Below are 18,528 nucleotides of genomic sequence, written 5' to 3' on the forward strand. Positions count from 1 at the left end.
ACAGTCTGACAGGAATAGAGAATGTGAAACATGAATAAGTTAAAAAATAACAATCCCTTTAAATTACTGATCTATACGTTATTTTTTATCACCTGCAGCGTTGGATTTATATTGGGTTATGTACTGCTTGATATGTATGAAGCCGGAATCTTTCAGGGCAGATCGGAATCGGAGCTGCGGGCAGAGCTGGAAGCGGATTATCAGAGCGAGATGTTGACTAACTGTATGAATCGTGGTGCCGAGTATGTTAGAAATACTCTGGATATCAGTTACAGTGATGATGAATGGGGAGACTATGAATACGATCCCGATGCTTTGCAGAAAAAGGATATGAATCATGATAATGTTGTCGATGCAAGTGATTTTCTGATGCTGTTATCGGAAAAGGAAAATGCATTTAATAAATATGATCGTACCTATGAAGAGGATTTGGAGAAAACATATGGATATGCGAAAACAGATCTGTATGTGGGTGTTGGTGATGATTGGGATTCTTCAAAAACGGGTGAATCTAATTCCGTTATGTTGGCACAGACAGATAATTTGCCGGAAAAAGCATTAGTATATGGAGTTTTAGGAGAGAAAGCAGTTGTCAGTACAACGATCGGTATTCCTACCGGAAAGATCCTGAGCTATGATACCTATAAGGAAGCACAGAGTATCGGTGTGGAAAAAGAAGGAAACAATTATGATTATGTTAACCTGCGTATGCCGGATGAAGCAGCTCTTTCCAGGTCAGAGGTGTCTGATGATTATGGAATTGATCTGAGTGATCTGGAGGAATATACCACAGATGCGGAAGCAGAGACGGAAGCCGAAACCAAGAATTCAGGAATATCGGAAGAGTCTGCAACATCAGAAGATTCCACAACAATGGAGGAGGAAATAGAGAGCTCCGGTTCATACAGCACGCCGGAGGGAGTAACGATTTCCTATAACGGTGATCAGATAACGATCACAGCAAACGGAAAGACAAAGCAGTATGAGTATGATGCGGAGAATGATATGTATTATCCGATCATAAAAGATGGATATACCGTAATCGTTGGCAATTATGCAGGAGACGATATTACGATATATGCTTCCGGTAATTTATATATCGACGGCACATCTGACGTTTCTTCACGTATGAATAAGAGCCTACAGGCGATCAGCAAGGCTGCTTCGGGAAAGAACAGAATCCTGCTCTTCTTTGGACTTGATTTTGTTTTGTGTATCATATTCATGATCACAAGTATGGTATTATCCGGTAAAGACGGTGTTGTAAGAAAAACAGAAAAGGTTCCGGTTGAAATTATATTGACTGGAATAGTCGTTTTGATAAGTCTGTTGATTGCTTTTGCACAGAATATCAGTTATTCCTTATCATATGCTTATTATAGTTACAGCGATACAGACCGGCTTCATTATTTTATTGATAGCAATATTACAGGACATGATATTGAGACTATTGTATGTCTGATCGGTTTGGGTTGTATCTGTACGGTCGGACTTTTACTGATCAACAATCTGATCGCAAGAGTCAAACAGTCGAATCTGCTTAATACATCATGGATTGTCAGACTGGGTCGCAAACTATTTGGAAAATCGGGAAAGATAACCGCATTTTTCCGGTATGTATTCAGCAAGGTTCCATTTATAATAAAAGCGTTCCTTTTGTATATCGTAATTACGATCGTTGAAATTATAGTGGCATTGCTTGTTATTAATGCTGTATATATAAATGAAGCTGGATTTATTGTATTAATGCTGCTGAAGATTGTCTGTGCAATTGCCTATATGGGATTTGTCTGTATGATGCAGGAGCTTTTCATGGGTGGAGACCAGCTTGCAAAGGGCGAGTACGGTCACAAGGTAAATACAAGATTCATGTTTGGAAAGTTCAAAGAACATGGCGAGAATCTGAATCATATCAATGAAGGTGTCCAGCTTGCGGTAGATGACCGGATGAAAAGTGAACGGATGAAGACGGAGCTTATCACGAATGTATCGCATGATATCAAGACACCGCTTACTTCGATTATTAACTATGTCGATCTGCTTCAGAAGGAGGATATCGAAAAAGAACCTGAGGCTTCTTATATAGAAGTAATAGCAAGACAGTCGGCAAGATTAAAGAAGCTGATCGTGGATCTGGTGGATGCTTCTAAGGCTTCGACCGGAAATGTAAAGGTAGAGCTTGTAAATATGGATGCAAATATGATCGCAGAACAGGCATCCGGTGAATATATTGACAAATTGATGCAGAAGAACATCACGCTGGTAACGAATCTCGCAAAGGATCGCGCAGGGATCGAAGCAGATGGCAGACACCTCTGGAGAGTATTTGATAATCTGTTAAATAATGCATTCAAATATACGATGCCGGGGACTCGGTTATATGTAAATACTTATATAACCGATGAAGATGGAAATGTGATCCGTGATCTTACAAAGAGCATCAAAGAACCTGCGAAGGTATGTATAGAGTTCAAGAACATATCAGAAGCACCACTGAATATTTCAAGTGATGAACTGATGGAACGCTTTGTAAGAGGTGACAGTTCCAGAAATACAGAGGGAAGCGGACTCGGCTTATCCATTACAAGAAGCTTGTGTCAGCTTCAACATGCGGATTTTAACATCGTGATCGATGGAGATCTGTTTAAGGCTGTGATCGCATTTGCATACTGTAAAGAACCACAGGAAGATCAGGATGTGGATCAGACAGAAGCTGCAGAAGCCATAGATATTGAACAGTAGTTACCGGGATTCGGAAAAAACAGTTATTTGTCCACAAAATATATAAATAATTATTGACAACTAACGAATGTTAGAATATACTAACCAACATAAGAACGTAGTAGTTATATTTATTGATATAAAATGGAGGAATAAAATGATTGTTCAGGAAATCCGTAATGACAATGTGTTTGGTTATGTAAGATATCAGGGAGAACCAAACCGGAAGGATGCAGTGATCGAGAAGCTTAGAAAACAGGGATTTCGCATTACAAAACAGAGATGCATTCTGTTAGATATTATTCTGGATGAAGACTGTTCTTCTTGTAAGGAAATATATTACAAGGCTGTCAAAAGAGATGACAGCATAGGAATCGCAACGGTATACAGAATGGTGAACACTCTGGAAGACATAGGTGTGATCAGCAGAAAGAATATGTACAAGGTTGCGTGTTTCTAAAAATGGGATCATCCCCCACTGGAATGTACACTCAGGTGTAAAAACACATACAAACATACAAACGGGACATCCACAATGGCGTGGATGTCCTTTTTATATGGTAAAGATAAAATTAAGGGGTACGTTGCTTGTTTTTTTAAAAAGTCTGGAATTTCAGAATGGTATGGCGCTGTATATAAACAACATCGACGTTTGCGTAGTTTCGTTTATGAGACTTGCACTAGCTGTCAGCACCAAGCCCTTGTTTGAACCCATAAGGGTGAGTTAGGGCGACTGCTGACAAATCGGCGTGCGAGTCGAATAGAAACGCAGCAGGTCGTGTGTTTATATACAGTGCCATACCATCTTGAAGTTCCAGACATTACATGAAAAATTAAGGCAATCGCAAATGTGAATTTTTCATATTTGTGGTTGCTTTTTTTAGTTAAGTAGTATAGAATTACCCTATAAGTGGAGTGAAGTGGTGGATTAGTGCCACAAAGTGGAGGAAATGAGTCGAAAGAAGGTGGAATAAGTGTCCAAGTGTTTAACAGGTGAATATGAACACAGATTAGATACCAAAGGGCGACTTATCATGCCATCCAAGCTTAGAGAGGAACTCGGCTGCACCTTCATGATCACAAAAGGTCTGGACAATTGTCTGTACGTTTATCCAAATGATGAATGGCAGCAGTTTGCGGACAAGCTGAACCAGCTTCCGATGACGAATAAGAGTGCAAGACAGTTCAAGCGTTTCTTCAACTCAGGAGCAGTAAAGTGCGAAACGGATGCACAGGGTCGAGTGATCATTCCACAGACACTTCGTACATTTGCCAATATCGAAAAAGATGTTGTCATCATAGGAAACGGAGAAAAAGCAGAAATCTGGAATAAGGAAGCATGGGATGAGATTAATAATGAAGAATCCCTGAACATGGATGAGATTGCAGACAAGCTGGACGAACTGGATTTCAGAATATAAGGACAGAAGTGGTAGTTATGGAATTTAAACATACATCGGTTTTACTGGATGAAACCATTGAAAATCTGAATATCAAACCGAATGGTGTTTATATGGATGGAACCCTTGGGGGAGCCGGACATTCGAGAGAAATAGCGAAAAGACTTGGATCGGATGGACATCTGATCGGCATCGATCAGGATGGTGAGGCGATCGCGACAGCGAAAGAACGACTGGCGGAGTACGGTGACCGCATTACAGTCGTAAGAGATAACTATCAGAATTTTAAAAGCATACTAGACGAGCTAAATATACTTCAAGTGGACGGGATATTGCTGGATCTTGGCGTATCTTCATATCAACTCGACAATGCGGATAGAGGATTCACATATCGGGTTGATGCGCCCCTTGATATGCGGATGGACGACCGCCAGACAAAGACTGCAAAGGATATCGTAAATGGATATACCGAGCAGGAACTCTTTCATATACTCAAAGAATATGGCGAAGAACGATTTGCAAAAAGTATTGCATACCATATTGTGAAGTATCGTGAGAAAAAAGAGATTGAAACAACAGAAGAATTAAACGATATCATCCGTGGATCAATTCCTGCAAAAGTACGAAATGCACAGGGACATCCATCCAAGCAGACATTTCAGGCAATTCGTATTGAATTAAATCATGAGCTTGAAGTACTAACGAATTCCATTGATGGAATGATTGACTGTTTGAAACCAGGCGGAAGATTATGTATCATCACATTCCATTCATTAGAAGACAGAATCGTAAAAAATGCATTTCGTAAAAATGAAAATCCGTGTATCTGCCCACCGAATTTTCCGGTGTGCACATGCGGAAGAAAATCAAAAGGAAAAGTGATAACAAGGAAACCAATTCTTCCAACAGAAGAAGAAATGGAAGCAAATTCAAGATCCAAGAGCGCAAAACTCCGGGTATTTGAAAAAGGTATGAATATATAAAAGGGGTGTTTTAAAATGTCAGAAAGACGGAATCACTACTACATAGATGGAAGTACAGTCCGGAAGCTGGATTATTCAGCAGAACCGGTCAGAAGAGAATATGAACCGGCAAGAAGAACAGAGATGCCGGCAGAACGCCCTGCCAGAAGAAGACAGGAGAAACAGACAGCAACACCTGCAAGAAAGCAGATGCCACAGAGAAAGAAACAGGTAAGAACCAAACAGGCGCCGGCTGTCAGACAGAGAGACAGAAGATGGGTCGATGAATTAAGACATGGATTATTCTTATCATTTGCTGTAATATGTGCAGTAGGCTTGTGCTTTGTAATGCTGAAATTAATGGCAGATGTAAAAGAAGGAAAAAATGAAGTTAGTACACTGCAGAGCCAGTTGAATGAACAGTTAAATGTAAATGCAGAATACAGTTCAGGACTTGACAGCATGACAGATCTGGATGAAATATATAAGATTGCAACAACTGAGCTTGGTATGGTATATTCGAAGCCGGGACAGACTGTGTACTATCCACAGAACAGTGACGATTATGTTATACAGTACAAAAATGTTCCTGAGACCAAATAAGTCTCAGGAAATTTTGCGTTATACCCGAACCTGTTAAGATACAGAATATAAAAATAAAATCAAAGGTGGAAAAATATGTCGACAAAAGCAAAGAATTTTCTTAGGAGAATGAAACAGAGACTGGTTATAATATTTGGTATCGCATTACTCTTTTTTGTTGTGCTTATCGGACGTGTGATCTATATCAGCCTTGCAAAAGGACAGGAGTATCAGGAAGAGGTACTGGATCAGAAGACCTACGACAGTCTGGATATTCCGTTTGAACGGGGAGACATTGTGGATCGAAATGGAAATATTCTTGCCACCAGTGAGAAAGTGTACAATCTGATTTTGGAGCCCAAAAATATCCTGCGTACGGATAAGGGAAAAGAGGCAACAAAGGCAGCACTGATCAAATATTTTGGAATGGAAGATGCAAAGTTCGATGAATGTATGCAGAACACAGATTCCTTTTATAAGGTAGCCATGAAAGGGCTTGAATATGCAGATGTAAAAGCATTTCAGGAATATTGCAATACAAGAGATGGTGCAGATGTCGTTGGTGTGCGGTTTGAGGAGGAATACAAAAGAAAATATCCAAATGGCAGTCTTGCCTGTCACCTGCTTGGATATACCGTAAGCGGAAATGTCGGACAGGGTGGAATCGAAGGTTATTATAACAGTTACCTGAATGGTGTAAATGGAAAGACATATGGATATCTGACAAATGATAATACCGTAGAATCCGTTACAGTACCTGCACAGAATGGTTATACTGTAGTGTCTACGATCGATCTGAATATCCAGAAGATCATTGAAGATAATATAAAAGAATATATGCAGACGACCGGTGCAAAGAAGATCGGTGTTATCGCAATGGATCCGGATACGGCAGAGGTTCTTGGCATGAGTACCTCTTATGGATATGATCCGAACGAACCGATGAATACGGATGCACTTCGTAATATGGAGGTTACCGTTACAGAAAGTACGGAAGAACCATCAACAGAAGAAGACAGCAGCGAGGAAGGTTCTTCTGAAGATACGACAGAAGCAACAACCGAGGAACAGAAAGACCCGGAAAAGATCACATATGATTTTTCATCTATGACAGATGATGAATTCCAGAAAGCAATTGATGACCTGACAAGTGATCAGACGTATGAAGCATTAGATGCTGTATGGAGAAATTATTGCATCAGTGATATCTTGGAGCCGGGTTCTACATTTAAGCCTTTTACGATTGCAGGTGCCCTTGAGGACGGAATTGTGAAAGACGGCGATACATTCTTCTGTAAAGGCTATGAGATCGTTGCAGAGGGAACATCTCCGATCTATTGTCATAACCGAAGTGGTGATGGCACGATTACATTAAAGCAGGCGCTAGAGCAGTCCTGTAATGTCGCTTTGATGCAGATCGCAAAATCAGAAGGAAGAGAAACATTTTCCAAATATCAGGATATATTTAATTTTGGTAATCAGACCGGAATTGATCTTTCCGGTGAGGGAAGCGGTCTGGTGTATGATGAAGAAGGACTGAATCCGGTCGAGCTTGCGACTTCATCCTTTGGGCAGGGTATTAATGTAACAATGATCCAGATGGCAGCAGCGTTCTGTTCACTGATCAATGGAGGAAATTATTATACGCCTCACACCGTCAGACAGATTTTAGATGAAAATGGAAGTATTATAGAGAATAATGAACCGGAACTTGTCCGCAAGACGATTTCAAAGACAACTTCAGATCTGATGAAGCAGTATATGGCAGGTGTTGTTACAGAAGGTACCGGTTCCAGAGCAGCCGTTGATGGATATACGATCGGCGGTAAGACAGGTACAGCAGAAAAGATTCCTAGAAATCAGGGCAATTATGTATTATCCTTTATCGGTTTCTCACCGGTAGAGAATCCACAGATCATGCTGTATGTTGCAGTTGACGAACCAAATGTAGAAAGTCAGTCTACATCCGGTGCCGGAGCACTGTTATTCCATGCGATCATGGAAGATCTGCTCCCATATATGAATGTATATCAGAGCAGTGATGAAGATGTAACGTATAATGGAAAAGATGAGCCGATCAGCTCTCCATTTGAAGGCAATGTAGAAGATTCAACAGGCGAGGGAACAACAGAAGAAGGAAGCACTGCAGAGGGAGATACAACAGCGGAAGATACCGGTTCAGAGAATGTAACCTCTGAGGGAACAACAGAAGCAGTATCTGAAAATGGCACTTCAGAAGAAACAACCTCCGAAGAAACAACAGAAGCCAAAGTTCAGGATGAATAAACAAGGGAATATCTGGCAGACTGACAGAAAAGGCATATTTGTCCGGAAAAAGTAATAAGATATAAGGATAAATAAATCCGGCGGGCAGAATGAAGCTTTATAGTTATAATCGGAGAAAGATATATTTTACATGTATAGCGATCGTAATGACTGCGGTTTTTCTGATGGGAAGACTTGCTTATCTGATGGTTGCAAAAGCGGATTATTATAATCGTGCAGCAACCGGGCTTCATGAAAGAGAACGAAGCATCAAAGCACCAAGAGGAAGGATATACGACAGAAATGGAAATATCCTGGCTGATAATAAAGCAGTCTGTTCCGTATCGGTCATCCACAGCCAGATTGAGGATGAAGAAGCAGTCATACAGGTTCTGAATGAATATCTGGATAAGGAAGAAGCGGAGATACGCAAAAAAGTAATCAAGGTATCCTCCCGTGAATTGATCGCAACAAACGTTGCGAAGGAAACCGGAGATCAGATCCGGGAATTAAATGTTGCCGGAATTAAGGTTGACGAGGACTATAAAAGGTATTATCCTTATGGAAGCCTTGCATCCAAGGTTCTTGGCTTTACAGGAGCAGACAATCAGGGAATCGTTGGCCTTGAGGTCTGGTATAATGAAATTCTGGCAGGAGAGGACGGAAGCATTCATACAGTAACGGATGCAAAGGGAATCGAACTGCCGAATGTAAAAGAAACGAGAGTAAGTCCTGTACCGGGAGATGACCTGGTACTTTCACTGGACTTGACAATACAAAAATATGCAACACAGGCGGCTCTTTCCGTTATGGAAGAGAAGCAGGCAAAACGTGTGGCAATGATCATTATGAATCCGCAGAATGGAGAGATCTATGCCATGGTTGATGTGCCGGAATATGATCTGAACCAGCCATTTCAGTTGAACATGGATCTGGCTGGATACGAGAGTGTGACTGACGGTGAGAAGATGGATGCGTTAAACAATATGTGGCGTAATTTTACAGTCAGTGATACGTACGAACCGGGATCGACCTTTAAGATCGTGACAGCGACAGCAGCCCTTGAGGCTGGAACCGTATCCTTATCGGATACCTTTTACTGTCCGGGATATAAGATCGTGGAGGATCGCAGGATCCGGTGCCATAAGACGACAGGACATGGTTCGGAGGACTTCCGGCATGCACTGATGAATTCCTGCAATCCGGCATTTATGACGATCGGAGAACGGACAGGAGCCACGAATCTGTATCAGACCTATCAGAAGCTTGGATTGTTTCAGAAAACCGGGATCGATCTTCCGGGTGAGGCAAATTCCATTATGCATAAGCTTTCCGATATCGGACCGGTAGAACTGGCAACGATGTCATTTGGGCAGTCCTTTCAGATATCACCGATCCAGTTTGTGACTGCTGCAGCAACCGTTATAAATGGTGGGAATAAGATCACACCACATATCGGTATGAAGGTGGTGGATGCGGAGAGCCAGGTTATGACGGAGCTTCAATATCCGGTCACCCAAGGGGCGGTCGGTAGTGAAACATCGGCGACAATGCGTGATCTGTTGGAGTCTGTTGTGGCAGAAGGCGGAGGCAGCAAGGCGCAGATCGAGGGATACCGGATTGGCGGCAAGACAGCAACCAGTGAGAAGTATCCGAGAGGAACCGGAAAATACATATCATCTTTCCTAGGATTTGCACCGGCAAATGATCCGCAGGTCATGGCATTTGTTATGATCGATGAACCGACAGGAGTATATTATGGAGGAACGATAGCAGCCCCTGTCATACAGGAGGTATTTTCCAATATCCTTCCATATCTGGGAATACCAAAAGAGGAATAAGAAAATTACCTCATACGTGAGGAAAAATATAGCCATTTCAAAATGAAATGACGGGTAAGGAGTACAAAGAAATGAACTTGGATTTTTCAATTATTTTACCGATACTTATAGCGTTTGGAATCAGCGTGGTGTTAAGCCCGATCGTGATCCCATTTTTAAAGAAACTGAAATTTGGACAGTTTGTACGAGATGATGGACCGGAAACACATCTGAAGAAATCAGGAACACCGACAATGGGCGGACTGATCATTCTGTTGAGTCTGGTGATTACCTCGTTATTTTATATGAAGGATTATCCGGATATCCTTCCGGTATTGTTTGTAACACTTGGTTTTGGGCTGATCGGATTTCTGGATGATTATATCAAAGTCGTTATGAAGCGTTCCCTGGGACTTCGTGCATGGCAGAAGATGCTCGGACAGTTCGTTGTAACAGCAGTTTTTGCATATTATATTGAGAAATATACCGAGATCAACAACGAGATCATTATTCCATTTGTCGGTAAGACAGTTGTTCTTGATAAATGGGTTTATATCGTTTTGTTATTCTTTGTTGTACTTGGGACAGTAAATGGTGCAAACTTCACAGATGGTCTGGATGGTCTTGCTTCTTCCGTAACAGCATTGATCGCTACATTCTTTACAGTTGTTGCGATCGGAACCGGATCCGGTCTTGCACCTATCTCCTGTGCAGCAATGGGAAGCTTGTTAGGATTCCTTGTATATAATGTATACCCTGCAAGAGTGTTTATGGGTGACACCGGTTCTCTTGCACTTGGCGGATTTGTAGCATCGATCGCATACATGCTGAAGATGCCATTATTTATTCTGATCGTGGCATTCATTTATTTTATAGAAGTATTATCGGTTATCATCCAGGTAGTTTCATTCAAACTGACTGGAAAACGAGTGTTCAAAATGGCACCGATCCATCATCATTTTGAGCTTTCCGGATGGCCTGAGACAAAGGTTGTATCAATATTTGCGATAGTAACAGCCGTACTTTGTGTTGTAGGTTTACTGGCTGTTTAATACGGAGGATATGAAGATGAATTTTAAAAATGCTTTAGTGGCTGGTACAGGTAAGAGCGGCATCAGTGCAGCAAAGCTGCTGATCGCTCATGGCGTAAAGGTTACGCTGTTTGATGAAAATGAAAAAAGAGATAAAAATGATCTGATGGAGAAACTCTCCCAGTCAGAACTTGTTACGATCCTGCTTGGAAAATTAACGGATGAAGTATTAAAGCAGACAGATATTATGGTTATAAGCCCGGGTATTCCGGTTGATTCTGCATTTGTAGAGGATATAAAGAAAGCAGGCATTCCGGTATGGAGTGAGATTGAGCTTGCATATTATTTTGGTAAAGGAAAGATCGCTGCGATCACAGGAACAAATGGCAAGACAACGACGACGGCACTTGTTGGCGAGATCGTAAAGGCGTGGAATCCGAAGACGATCGTAGTTGGAAATATCGGTATTCCATATACCGAGCTTTGTGATACAACCGATGATGACAGTGCAACAGTGGCAGAGATCAGCAGCTTCCAGTTAGAGACGATCGTGGATTTTCATCCGAATGTCAGTGCAATCTTAAATCTGACACCGGATCATCTGAACCGTCATTATACATTTGAAAATTACGGAAATGTCAAGAAGTCGATCACAAAGAATCAGACAGAAGATGATGTGGTTGTATTAAACTATGATGATGATCATACAAGAGCAATGGCAGAGGGAATCCGTCCAAGAGTTGTATATTTCAGCAGACTGGAGAAGCCTGCAGGCGGTGTATATGTAGAGGATGGGCACATTGTGATCGAGGCAAATGGAGAAAAGATCGATGTCCTTGCATTAAAGGATCTGATCCTGCTCGGTTCCCACAATGTTGAAAATGTGCTCGCTGCAGTTGGTATCTCTTATTATATGGGAGTGCCTGTCAATGTCATTCGTGATGTTGCAGTCAGTTTTAAAGCCGTAGAGCATAGAATAGAGTATGTAAAGACAGTGGCTGGTGTGGATTATTACAATGATTCCAAGGGAACCAATCCGGATGCAGCCATCAAGGGAATTCAGGCAATGGTAAAACCGACTTATCTGATCGGTGGAGGCTATGATAAAGGCTCTACCTATGATGAATGGATCGATGCATTTGACGGAAAAGTCAGATGTTTGGTTCTGATCGGTCAGACGGCGAAGAAAATCGCAGAGACTGCCAAGAAACACGGATTCCATAATATTGTATTTGAAGACGATCTGTTAGGAGCGGTAAAATATTGTCATGAGAATGCAAAGGATGGAGAAGCAGTTCTTCTTTCTCCAGCATGTGCAAGCTGGGGAATGTTTGATAATTACGAGCAAAGAGGAAGAATGTTCAAAGAATATGTCCGCGATTTTAAGGAGTGAAATATTTGAATGACAGAAACAGGAACACAGATACAAATGAGATAGATAGCAGAAGAAAGCCGTTATGGTACAGCGGACGTTACTTTGACTATCCGCTGCTTGGCATTGTACTGGGGCTTGTTCTGTTTGGACTGGTCATGGTTTACAGCACCAGCTCCTACCGGGCAGATGAACTGTATGGTGACAGTACATATTTTGCAAAACGACAGCTTGTTTTTGAACTTGTTGCACTGTTTGGAATGTTTCTGGTATCGAAGATCGATTATCGCAGATATGCAAGATATTCCAAATATTTTCTGTATGTGGCAATGGCACTTTTAGTGCTGGTCTACATTATAGGAAGTGCGAGCCATGGATCGACCAGATGGATCTATATTGGTGCATTTGGATTCCAGCCGTCGGAATTTGCAAAGCTTGCGCTGATCGTATATACCGCAGATATCTGTACCAGAAAACCCAGAAGCCTGAATACACTGAAGGGTCTGGCGAAGATGCTTCTGCTTCCGTTTGTAACGATCATACTGATCGCGATCGAGAACTTAAGTACCGCGATCATATGCTTTGGCATTGTGGTGATCATTGTATTTGTCGCCAGTCCGAAAAAATGGCCGTTTGTGCTGATGGGGCTGATAGGAATCCTGATGTGCGTGATATTTATTGCAACAGCAGGCTATCGTGCAGATCGTATCCGTATCTGGCTTGCACCGGAAAAATACGATGATGGATACCAGACGATGCAGTCCCTTTATGCGATCGGATCCGGAGGCTTTTTTGGAAGAGGCATTGGGAACAGTATCCAGAAGATGGGATTTATACCAGAGTCCCATAATGACATGATTTTTTCCGTTATCTGTGAAGAGCTTGGTTTATTTGGTGCGGCACTTGTAATCGCAATGTTTGTGGTCCTGATATACAGATGCGCACTGATCGCAATCAATTCCGGTGAACGGTTTGGAGGTCTGATCGCAACCGGTGTTATGGCACATGTTGCTGTTCAGGTATTGATCAATATCAGTGTTGTAACAAATACGATACCACCGACCGGTGTACCGCTTCCATTTATCAGTTATGGTGGAAGCTCGATATGTTTCATGCTTCTTGAGATGGGACTGGTGCTTGCTGTTGCCAGACAGATGAAGCCGGGAAGATAAAATGGATAGGAAGATATAAAAGATGCAGAATAGGAGAACAGAGAGCGAAACTGAAAAGAAAAAGGGAAGAAAGGCAGGTAAGATTCTGTTGATCATTCTTGGTGCGCTGCTGCTTATATGCCTTAGTGCCTATGTCTATATCCTGAAATGCTACAGTCTGACCAAGATACAGGTGTCCGGCAATGTGCATTATACAGAGGATGAGATCATAGATATTGTAACAAAAGGGAAAAAAGCGGATAATACCCTGTTTTTCTATCTGGACAACAGAATGCATCCGGTAGAGGATGTAACCTTTATTGATAAATTTCAGATTGAAGTGATTGGAAGACATACCATAACGATCACAGTATATGAGAAGTCCATGGCTGGTTGTGTGAGCTATATGGATCAGTATATTTATTTTGATAATGATGGCCGCGTGCTTGAAACGTCTTCCGAAAAGCTGGAGGATGTTCCGTGTATTCAGGGATTGAAATTTGACCGTATCGTTGTGGGTGAAAAGCTCCCTGTAACGAACGAGGATATGTTTCAGGAGATCTTGACGATGACACAGTTGATCGATAAGAACAAGCTGTTGATCGATGAGATCCGGTTTAATAATGACAATGAGATCATCTTGTATAAGGACAAGATCAAAATAGAGCTTGGAAGCGGATCCGGGCTGGAGGACAAGCTTATGAATCTGGAAAGCATTCTTTCTAAACTGGAAGGGAAAAGTGGAACCCTGGATCTGTCGGATTATTCGGCAAGCAGTGGAAACGCAATATTTAAGGAAAATAAGTAAAATTTAAAACAAAAAGTTGTTGCGTTATTTATGAAAAAATCGTATTATTAAGATATTAATGCGATTATATAGATGTACACTCCCTGTACTTTGGGTTGCAGGTGCCAGATCTGCAGCCTGTGATTTGCTTACAGAATGAAGACAACCGGGGGAGGGAGCTGTACAGGAATTATAAAGAAATATATAGAAGGAGGAAACAACCTTGCTCGAAATAAAGTCTAACGATGAGAGAACACCAGCTAGAATACTGGTAATAGGAGTAGGTGGCGCTGGTAACAATGCAGTAAACAGAATGATTGATGAAAATGTAGAAGGTGTGGAGCTGATAGCGATCAACACGGATAAACAGGCACTTTCATTAAGCAGAGCTACAACAAAGATTCAGATTGGTGAGAAGCTGACAAAGGGACTTGGTGCAGGTGCAAAGCCTGAGATCGGTGCCAGTGCAGTTGAAGAGAATAGAGAAGAGATAGCAGATATTATCAAAGATGCCAACATGGTATTCGTAACATGTGGTATGGGTGGTGGTACCGGAACCGGTGCAGCACCTGTTGTTGCGGAGATGGCAAGAAATCTTGGTATCCTGACAGTTGGCGTTGTAACAAAGCCATTTGGTTTTGAAGGAAAGCCTCGTATGAAGAATGCGATGGAAGGAATTGCAAGATTAAAAGAGAATGTTGATACACTGATCGTTATTCCAAATGATAAGTTATTACAGATCTGTGATAAGAGAACCAGTATTCCGGATGCTTTAAAGAAAGCAGACCAGGTTCTTCAGCAGGGTGTTCAGGGTGTAACAGACCTGATCAATAAACCGGGTCTTATCAACCTCGACTTTGCAGACATCCAGACTGTTATGAGAGACAAGGGTATTGCACATATCGGTATCGGTTCTGCAAGCGGTGAGAACAAGGCTGTTGATGCGATCAAGGAAGCTATGGATTCACCATTACTGGAGACAACAGTATCCGGTGCAACCGATATTATTGTAAACTTCTCAGGAAATATTGGTATCGTGGAAGCATACGATGCAGTTACTTACCTGACTGAACAGGCCGGTGATGGTGTAAATATCATCTTCGGTACAGTTGACAATGATAACATGGGTGAGGAGATCAGCATTACGATCATTGCTACAGGACTTGAGAAAGCAGAGACAACTACACCTGTCAGCAGATTCGCAGGAACTGCAGCTCCAAAGCTTGATACAGTTAATACAACATCATTTGGAGAAGCAAGAAAGACAACACCTACTTATGGTGGACAGGCACTTGGTGGATCATCTTCCATCCGTCCTACTTTCCTGTCAGATGCAGGAGCAGCATCACAGACAGCAAAGCCGGTAGTTCCAAATACAACAAGAACAGCTGCTCCGGTTGAGCCGCATGTAGCTCCGTCTCCAAAACCGGCAAGACCAACTGTACAGTCAAATGACAGTATCAGAATACCGGAATTTTTAAAGAAAAGATAAATAGCAGAGATGCGGACAGATATGTATATGTACGGATGCCATGGCGATATTGCCATGGCATTTGTGCAATAAGCTGTTATGTAGAAATAATATCTGCATCAGTTAATGGATATAAAAATCATAACATGGAAGGAGACAGATATGAGATTCCTGGCAACCGGAGAGGAAATGCAGAAGATCGATCAGATCTCCATTGAACAGATTGGAATTCCCGGTCTGGTGTTGATGGAACGTGCAGCACTTGCTGTAACAGAAGAAATAGAAAAAAGATTTTCACGGATAAAAACAGGAGAACATGATACCGGACGGACAGCATATACCAGGATCCTTGTTGTAACAGAACGCGGCAATAATGGAGGGGACGGTCTGGCTGTAGCAAGGATGCTGGCAGAAAAAGGATATCTGGTAGATGTGTACTGTATCGGACAGGTTAGCAGAGCAACAGAGAGTTATAAGGTTCAGGAGAGTATACTTGGACAGCTTGGGATCAAGATTACAGAGGATTTTCCGAATGGAGAATATGATGTAATCGTAGATGCAATCTTTGGAGTTGGATTAAAGCGTGACATAGAAGGAATCCATAAAGAGGTCATTGATCATATCAATGATATGCCGGCATATGTGGTAGCAGTAGATATCCCATCCGGTATATCGGCTACGACCGGACGGGTAATGAATGTTGCAGTAAAGGCGGATCTTACAGTAACAATGGGGTTAATGAAGGTCGGTATGACCGTTTATCCGGGACATGGATATTGTGGAGAGATCCTTGTAAAAGATATCGGATTTCCGGATAAGGCAGTTGATATGGTGATGCCGGAGATATTTACATATGATGAAGGGGATCTGAACCGGCTGAATAAACGAAGACCGGATGGAAATAAAGGAACCTTTGGAAAAGTTGCAGTCATAGCCGGCAGTCAGGAGATATCGGGAGCAGCCTGTCTTGCGGCATCAGCAGCCTACCGGGTTGGAAGTGGTATGGTAAAGGTATATACACATAAGGATAACAGAGTGATTGTCGGGGGATATCTGCCGGAAGCATTGATGATGACATATCAGGATGAGAAAACAGCAGTTATCTGTGCGGAGAATGCATGTGCATGGGCAGATGTCATTCTGATCGGACCGGGTATCGGAACCGGAAAAGAAGCGGAATGTATGCTTAAGACAGTGCTGGAGAATTTCAAAGGAACGATCGTTGTTGATGCAGATGGACTTAATCTTTTGTCAGCACATAAGGAGCTGCTTGCAGCAGGGGAAATCAGCAGACAGACAGGGAATATAGCACTTGTTATCACCCCTCATGTAAAAGAAATGTCCAGACTGACAGGAAAGACAGTGGCTGAATTAAAAGAAGCACCGGTTCGTGAGTGCAGGACATTTGCGGAAGCAGAAACACTCGTGTGTGTATTAAAAGATGCAAGAACCTGTGTCAGTGACGGAGGCGTGCATACTTACATGAACACTTCGGGAAATGATGGTATGGCAACAGCAGGTTCAGGGGATGTTCTTGCCGGAATGATTGCAGGGCTATCTGCCGGTGGAATATCTCCGACAGAGGCAGCAAGACTTGGGGTGTATATACACGGGCTTGCAGGGGATCGTGCAAAGAAACGGTATGGAAAGGCGGCTATAACCGCCGGCAGTCTGATCGATGAGATCGGTCCGATCATGAGTTCTTATGTATAAAATATAATAGGCAGAGGCGCAGACAAATGAATAAATATAGAAGAATAGAAGCAGATATCAATCTGGATAATATCAGAGAAAATATAAAAATGATGAAGGCATGTGTGCCGGAGAGTATGAAGATGCTTGCCGTGATCAAGGCAGATGCCTATGGCCACGGAGCAGTAGAGGTTTCAAGAGCCCTTTCTGATCTGACAGACTTTTATGCGGTTGCCTGTATTGATGAGGCGGTAGAGCTTCGTCATGCAGGATGTGAGAAGCCGTTGTTGATACTTGGATATACAGACCCATCAGAGTATGATGAACTGATCACATACGATGTAAGACCTGCGATGTATGATAAAGCTGAATGTGCCCTTCTCTCAGATGATGCGGTAAAGAAAGGATCAAAAGCAAAGATCCATATCAAGATGGATACCGGTATGAGCCGGATCGGCTTTCAGTGTGATGATGCAGGTATCAATGATATCGTGGAGATCGCGCATATGCCGGGAATTGAGATCGAGGGAATATTTACACATTATTCAAAGGCGGACGAATACGATAAAACAGCTGCAAATGGACAGCTTGCGTTATTCCGGTCTGTAATCGGCAGATTAGAAGAACGGGGTATATTGATTCCTGTAAAGCATATATCAAACAGCGCAGGAATCATGGAGATGGATAATGAAGGCTTTGATATGGTAAGATCCGGTATCGTAACATACGGACTATATCCATCGGATGAGGTCGATCATTCGATCGCGGTACTTAAGCCGGCAATGGAACTACTTGCCAAGGTAGTTCATGTGAAGAATGTGAAAGCAGGAACAGGTATCGGCTATGGATGGACATTTGTCGCACCGCATGATATGAGAATAGCAACCGTGTCTGCCGGTTATGCTGACGGATATCCAAGAGCACAGTCCAATATCGGGCGTGTGATCATTCATGGTAAGTATGCACCGATCACCGGACGTGTCTGTATGGATCAGTTTATGATCGATGTAAGTGATATACCGGAGACGTCAGTCGGTGATACAGTTGTTCTGATCGGAAAATGTGGAGATAAAGAGATCACGGTGGAAGAAGTTGCGGAACCGGCAAACAGCTTCAACTATGAACTGATCTGTAATATCGGAAGACGTGTACCAAGAGTCTATATTAGGGATGGAAAAGAAGTCGGGGAAGTGAATTATCTACGTCGGAACTGAATATCATAGAATAGAATTGGAAATACTTTTCACAACAGAAGATATTAATAAATAAATGGA

14 protein-coding genes are annotated in these 18,528 nt (G+C 42.2%); all 14 read left to right on the top strand.

The genetic code is table 11. The features are described from left to right. Positions 1-30 precede the first annotated feature (30 nt). The 14 genes from DWW85_RS01970 (at position 31) to alr (ending at position 18,468) form a co-directional block, all read left to right on the top strand. Positions 31-2,742 (top strand): HAMP domain-containing sensor histidine kinase, encoded by a 2,712-nt coding sequence (locus DWW85_RS01970; RefSeq protein WP_117807340.1) that lies wholly within the window; start codon positions 31-33, stop codon positions 2,740-2,742. 136 nt (positions 2,743-2,878) lie between these two features. Next, entirely contained in the window at positions 2,879-3,181 is a 303-nt protein-coding gene (locus DWW85_RS01975; RefSeq protein WP_008402965.1) for a transcriptional repressor, read from the top strand. 514 nt (positions 3,182-3,695) lie between these two features. Further along, on the top strand, positions 3,696-4,142 hold the full coding sequence (gene mraZ / locus DWW85_RS01980) for a division/cell wall cluster transcriptional repressor MraZ (protein WP_021944496.1): 447 nt from the start codon (positions 3,696-3,698) through the stop codon (positions 4,140-4,142). A gap of 17 nt (positions 4,143-4,159) precedes the next feature. After that, positions 4,160-5,104: a 16S rRNA (cytosine(1402)-N(4))-methyltransferase RsmH gene (gene rsmH / locus DWW85_RS01985; RefSeq protein ID WP_117807341.1), complete on the top strand. Its 945-nt coding sequence runs from the start codon at positions 4,160-4,162 to the stop codon at positions 5,102-5,104. Between the two features lie 15 nt (positions 5,105-5,119). After that, on the top strand, positions 5,120-5,686 hold the full coding sequence (locus DWW85_RS01990; RefSeq protein ID WP_021944494.1) for a cell division protein FtsL: 567 nt from the start codon (positions 5,120-5,122) through the stop codon (positions 5,684-5,686). A gap of 108 nt (positions 5,687-5,794) precedes the next feature. Then, positions 5,795-7,951, top strand: a complete 2,157-nt coding sequence (locus tag DWW85_RS01995; RefSeq protein ID WP_226800979.1) for a penicillin-binding protein 2 — start codon at positions 5,795-5,797, stop codon at positions 7,949-7,951. An 89-nt stretch (positions 7,952-8,040) separates the two neighbouring features. Further along, positions 8,041-9,771 (top strand): penicillin-binding transpeptidase domain-containing protein, encoded by a 1,731-nt coding sequence (locus DWW85_RS02000; RefSeq protein ID WP_117807343.1) that lies wholly within the window; start codon positions 8,041-8,043, stop codon positions 9,769-9,771. Between the two features lie 71 nt (positions 9,772-9,842). Then, a complete protein-coding gene (gene mraY, locus DWW85_RS02005) occupies positions 9,843-10,802 on the top strand; it encodes a phospho-N-acetylmuramoyl-pentapeptide-transferase (RefSeq protein ID WP_021944491.1) in 960 nt (319 codons plus the stop codon). Between the two features lie 16 nt (positions 10,803-10,818). Continuing rightward, the gene (murD, locus tag DWW85_RS02010) at positions 10,819-12,174 is read left to right on the top strand and encodes a UDP-N-acetylmuramoyl-L-alanine--D-glutamate ligase (protein WP_021944490.1); all 1,356 of its coding nucleotides are present in this window, start codon (positions 10,819-10,821) and stop codon (positions 12,172-12,174) included. Further along, positions 12,171-13,325 carry a putative lipid II flippase FtsW gene (gene ftsW / locus DWW85_RS02015; RefSeq protein WP_226800980.1) on the top strand — a complete coding sequence of 385 codons (1,155 nt, stop codon included), beginning with the start codon at positions 12,171-12,173 and terminating at the stop codon, positions 13,323-13,325. Before murD ends, ftsW begins: the two co-directional genes overlap by 4 nt. 22 nt (positions 13,326-13,347) lie before the next feature. After that, entirely contained in the window at positions 13,348-14,112 is a 765-nt protein-coding gene (locus tag DWW85_RS02020; protein ID WP_117807344.1) for a cell division protein FtsQ/DivIB, read from the top strand. A gap of 202 nt (positions 14,113-14,314) precedes the next feature. Then, positions 14,315-15,583: a cell division protein FtsZ gene (gene ftsZ / locus DWW85_RS02025; RefSeq protein WP_021944487.1), complete on the top strand. Its 1,269-nt coding sequence runs from the start codon at positions 14,315-14,317 to the stop codon at positions 15,581-15,583. Positions 15,584-15,724: 141 nt separating this feature from the next. Then, complete coding sequence (locus DWW85_RS02030; protein WP_117807345.1) at positions 15,725-17,275, top strand: NAD(P)H-hydrate dehydratase; 1,551 nt, start codon at positions 15,725-15,727, stop codon at positions 17,273-17,275. 26 nt (positions 17,276-17,301) lie between these two features. Further along, positions 17,302-18,468, top strand: coding sequence for an alanine racemase (gene alr / locus DWW85_RS02035; protein ID WP_117807346.1), 1,167 nt, complete (start codon positions 17,302-17,304; stop codon positions 18,466-18,468). Positions 18,469-18,528 lie beyond the last annotated feature (60 nt).

It is taken from the genome of Clostridium sp. AF17-21AC (assembly GCF_003461365.1).
GTDB classification, from domain to species: domain Bacteria; phylum Bacillota; class Clostridia; order Lachnospirales; family Lachnospiraceae; genus Coprococcus; species Coprococcus ammoniilyticus.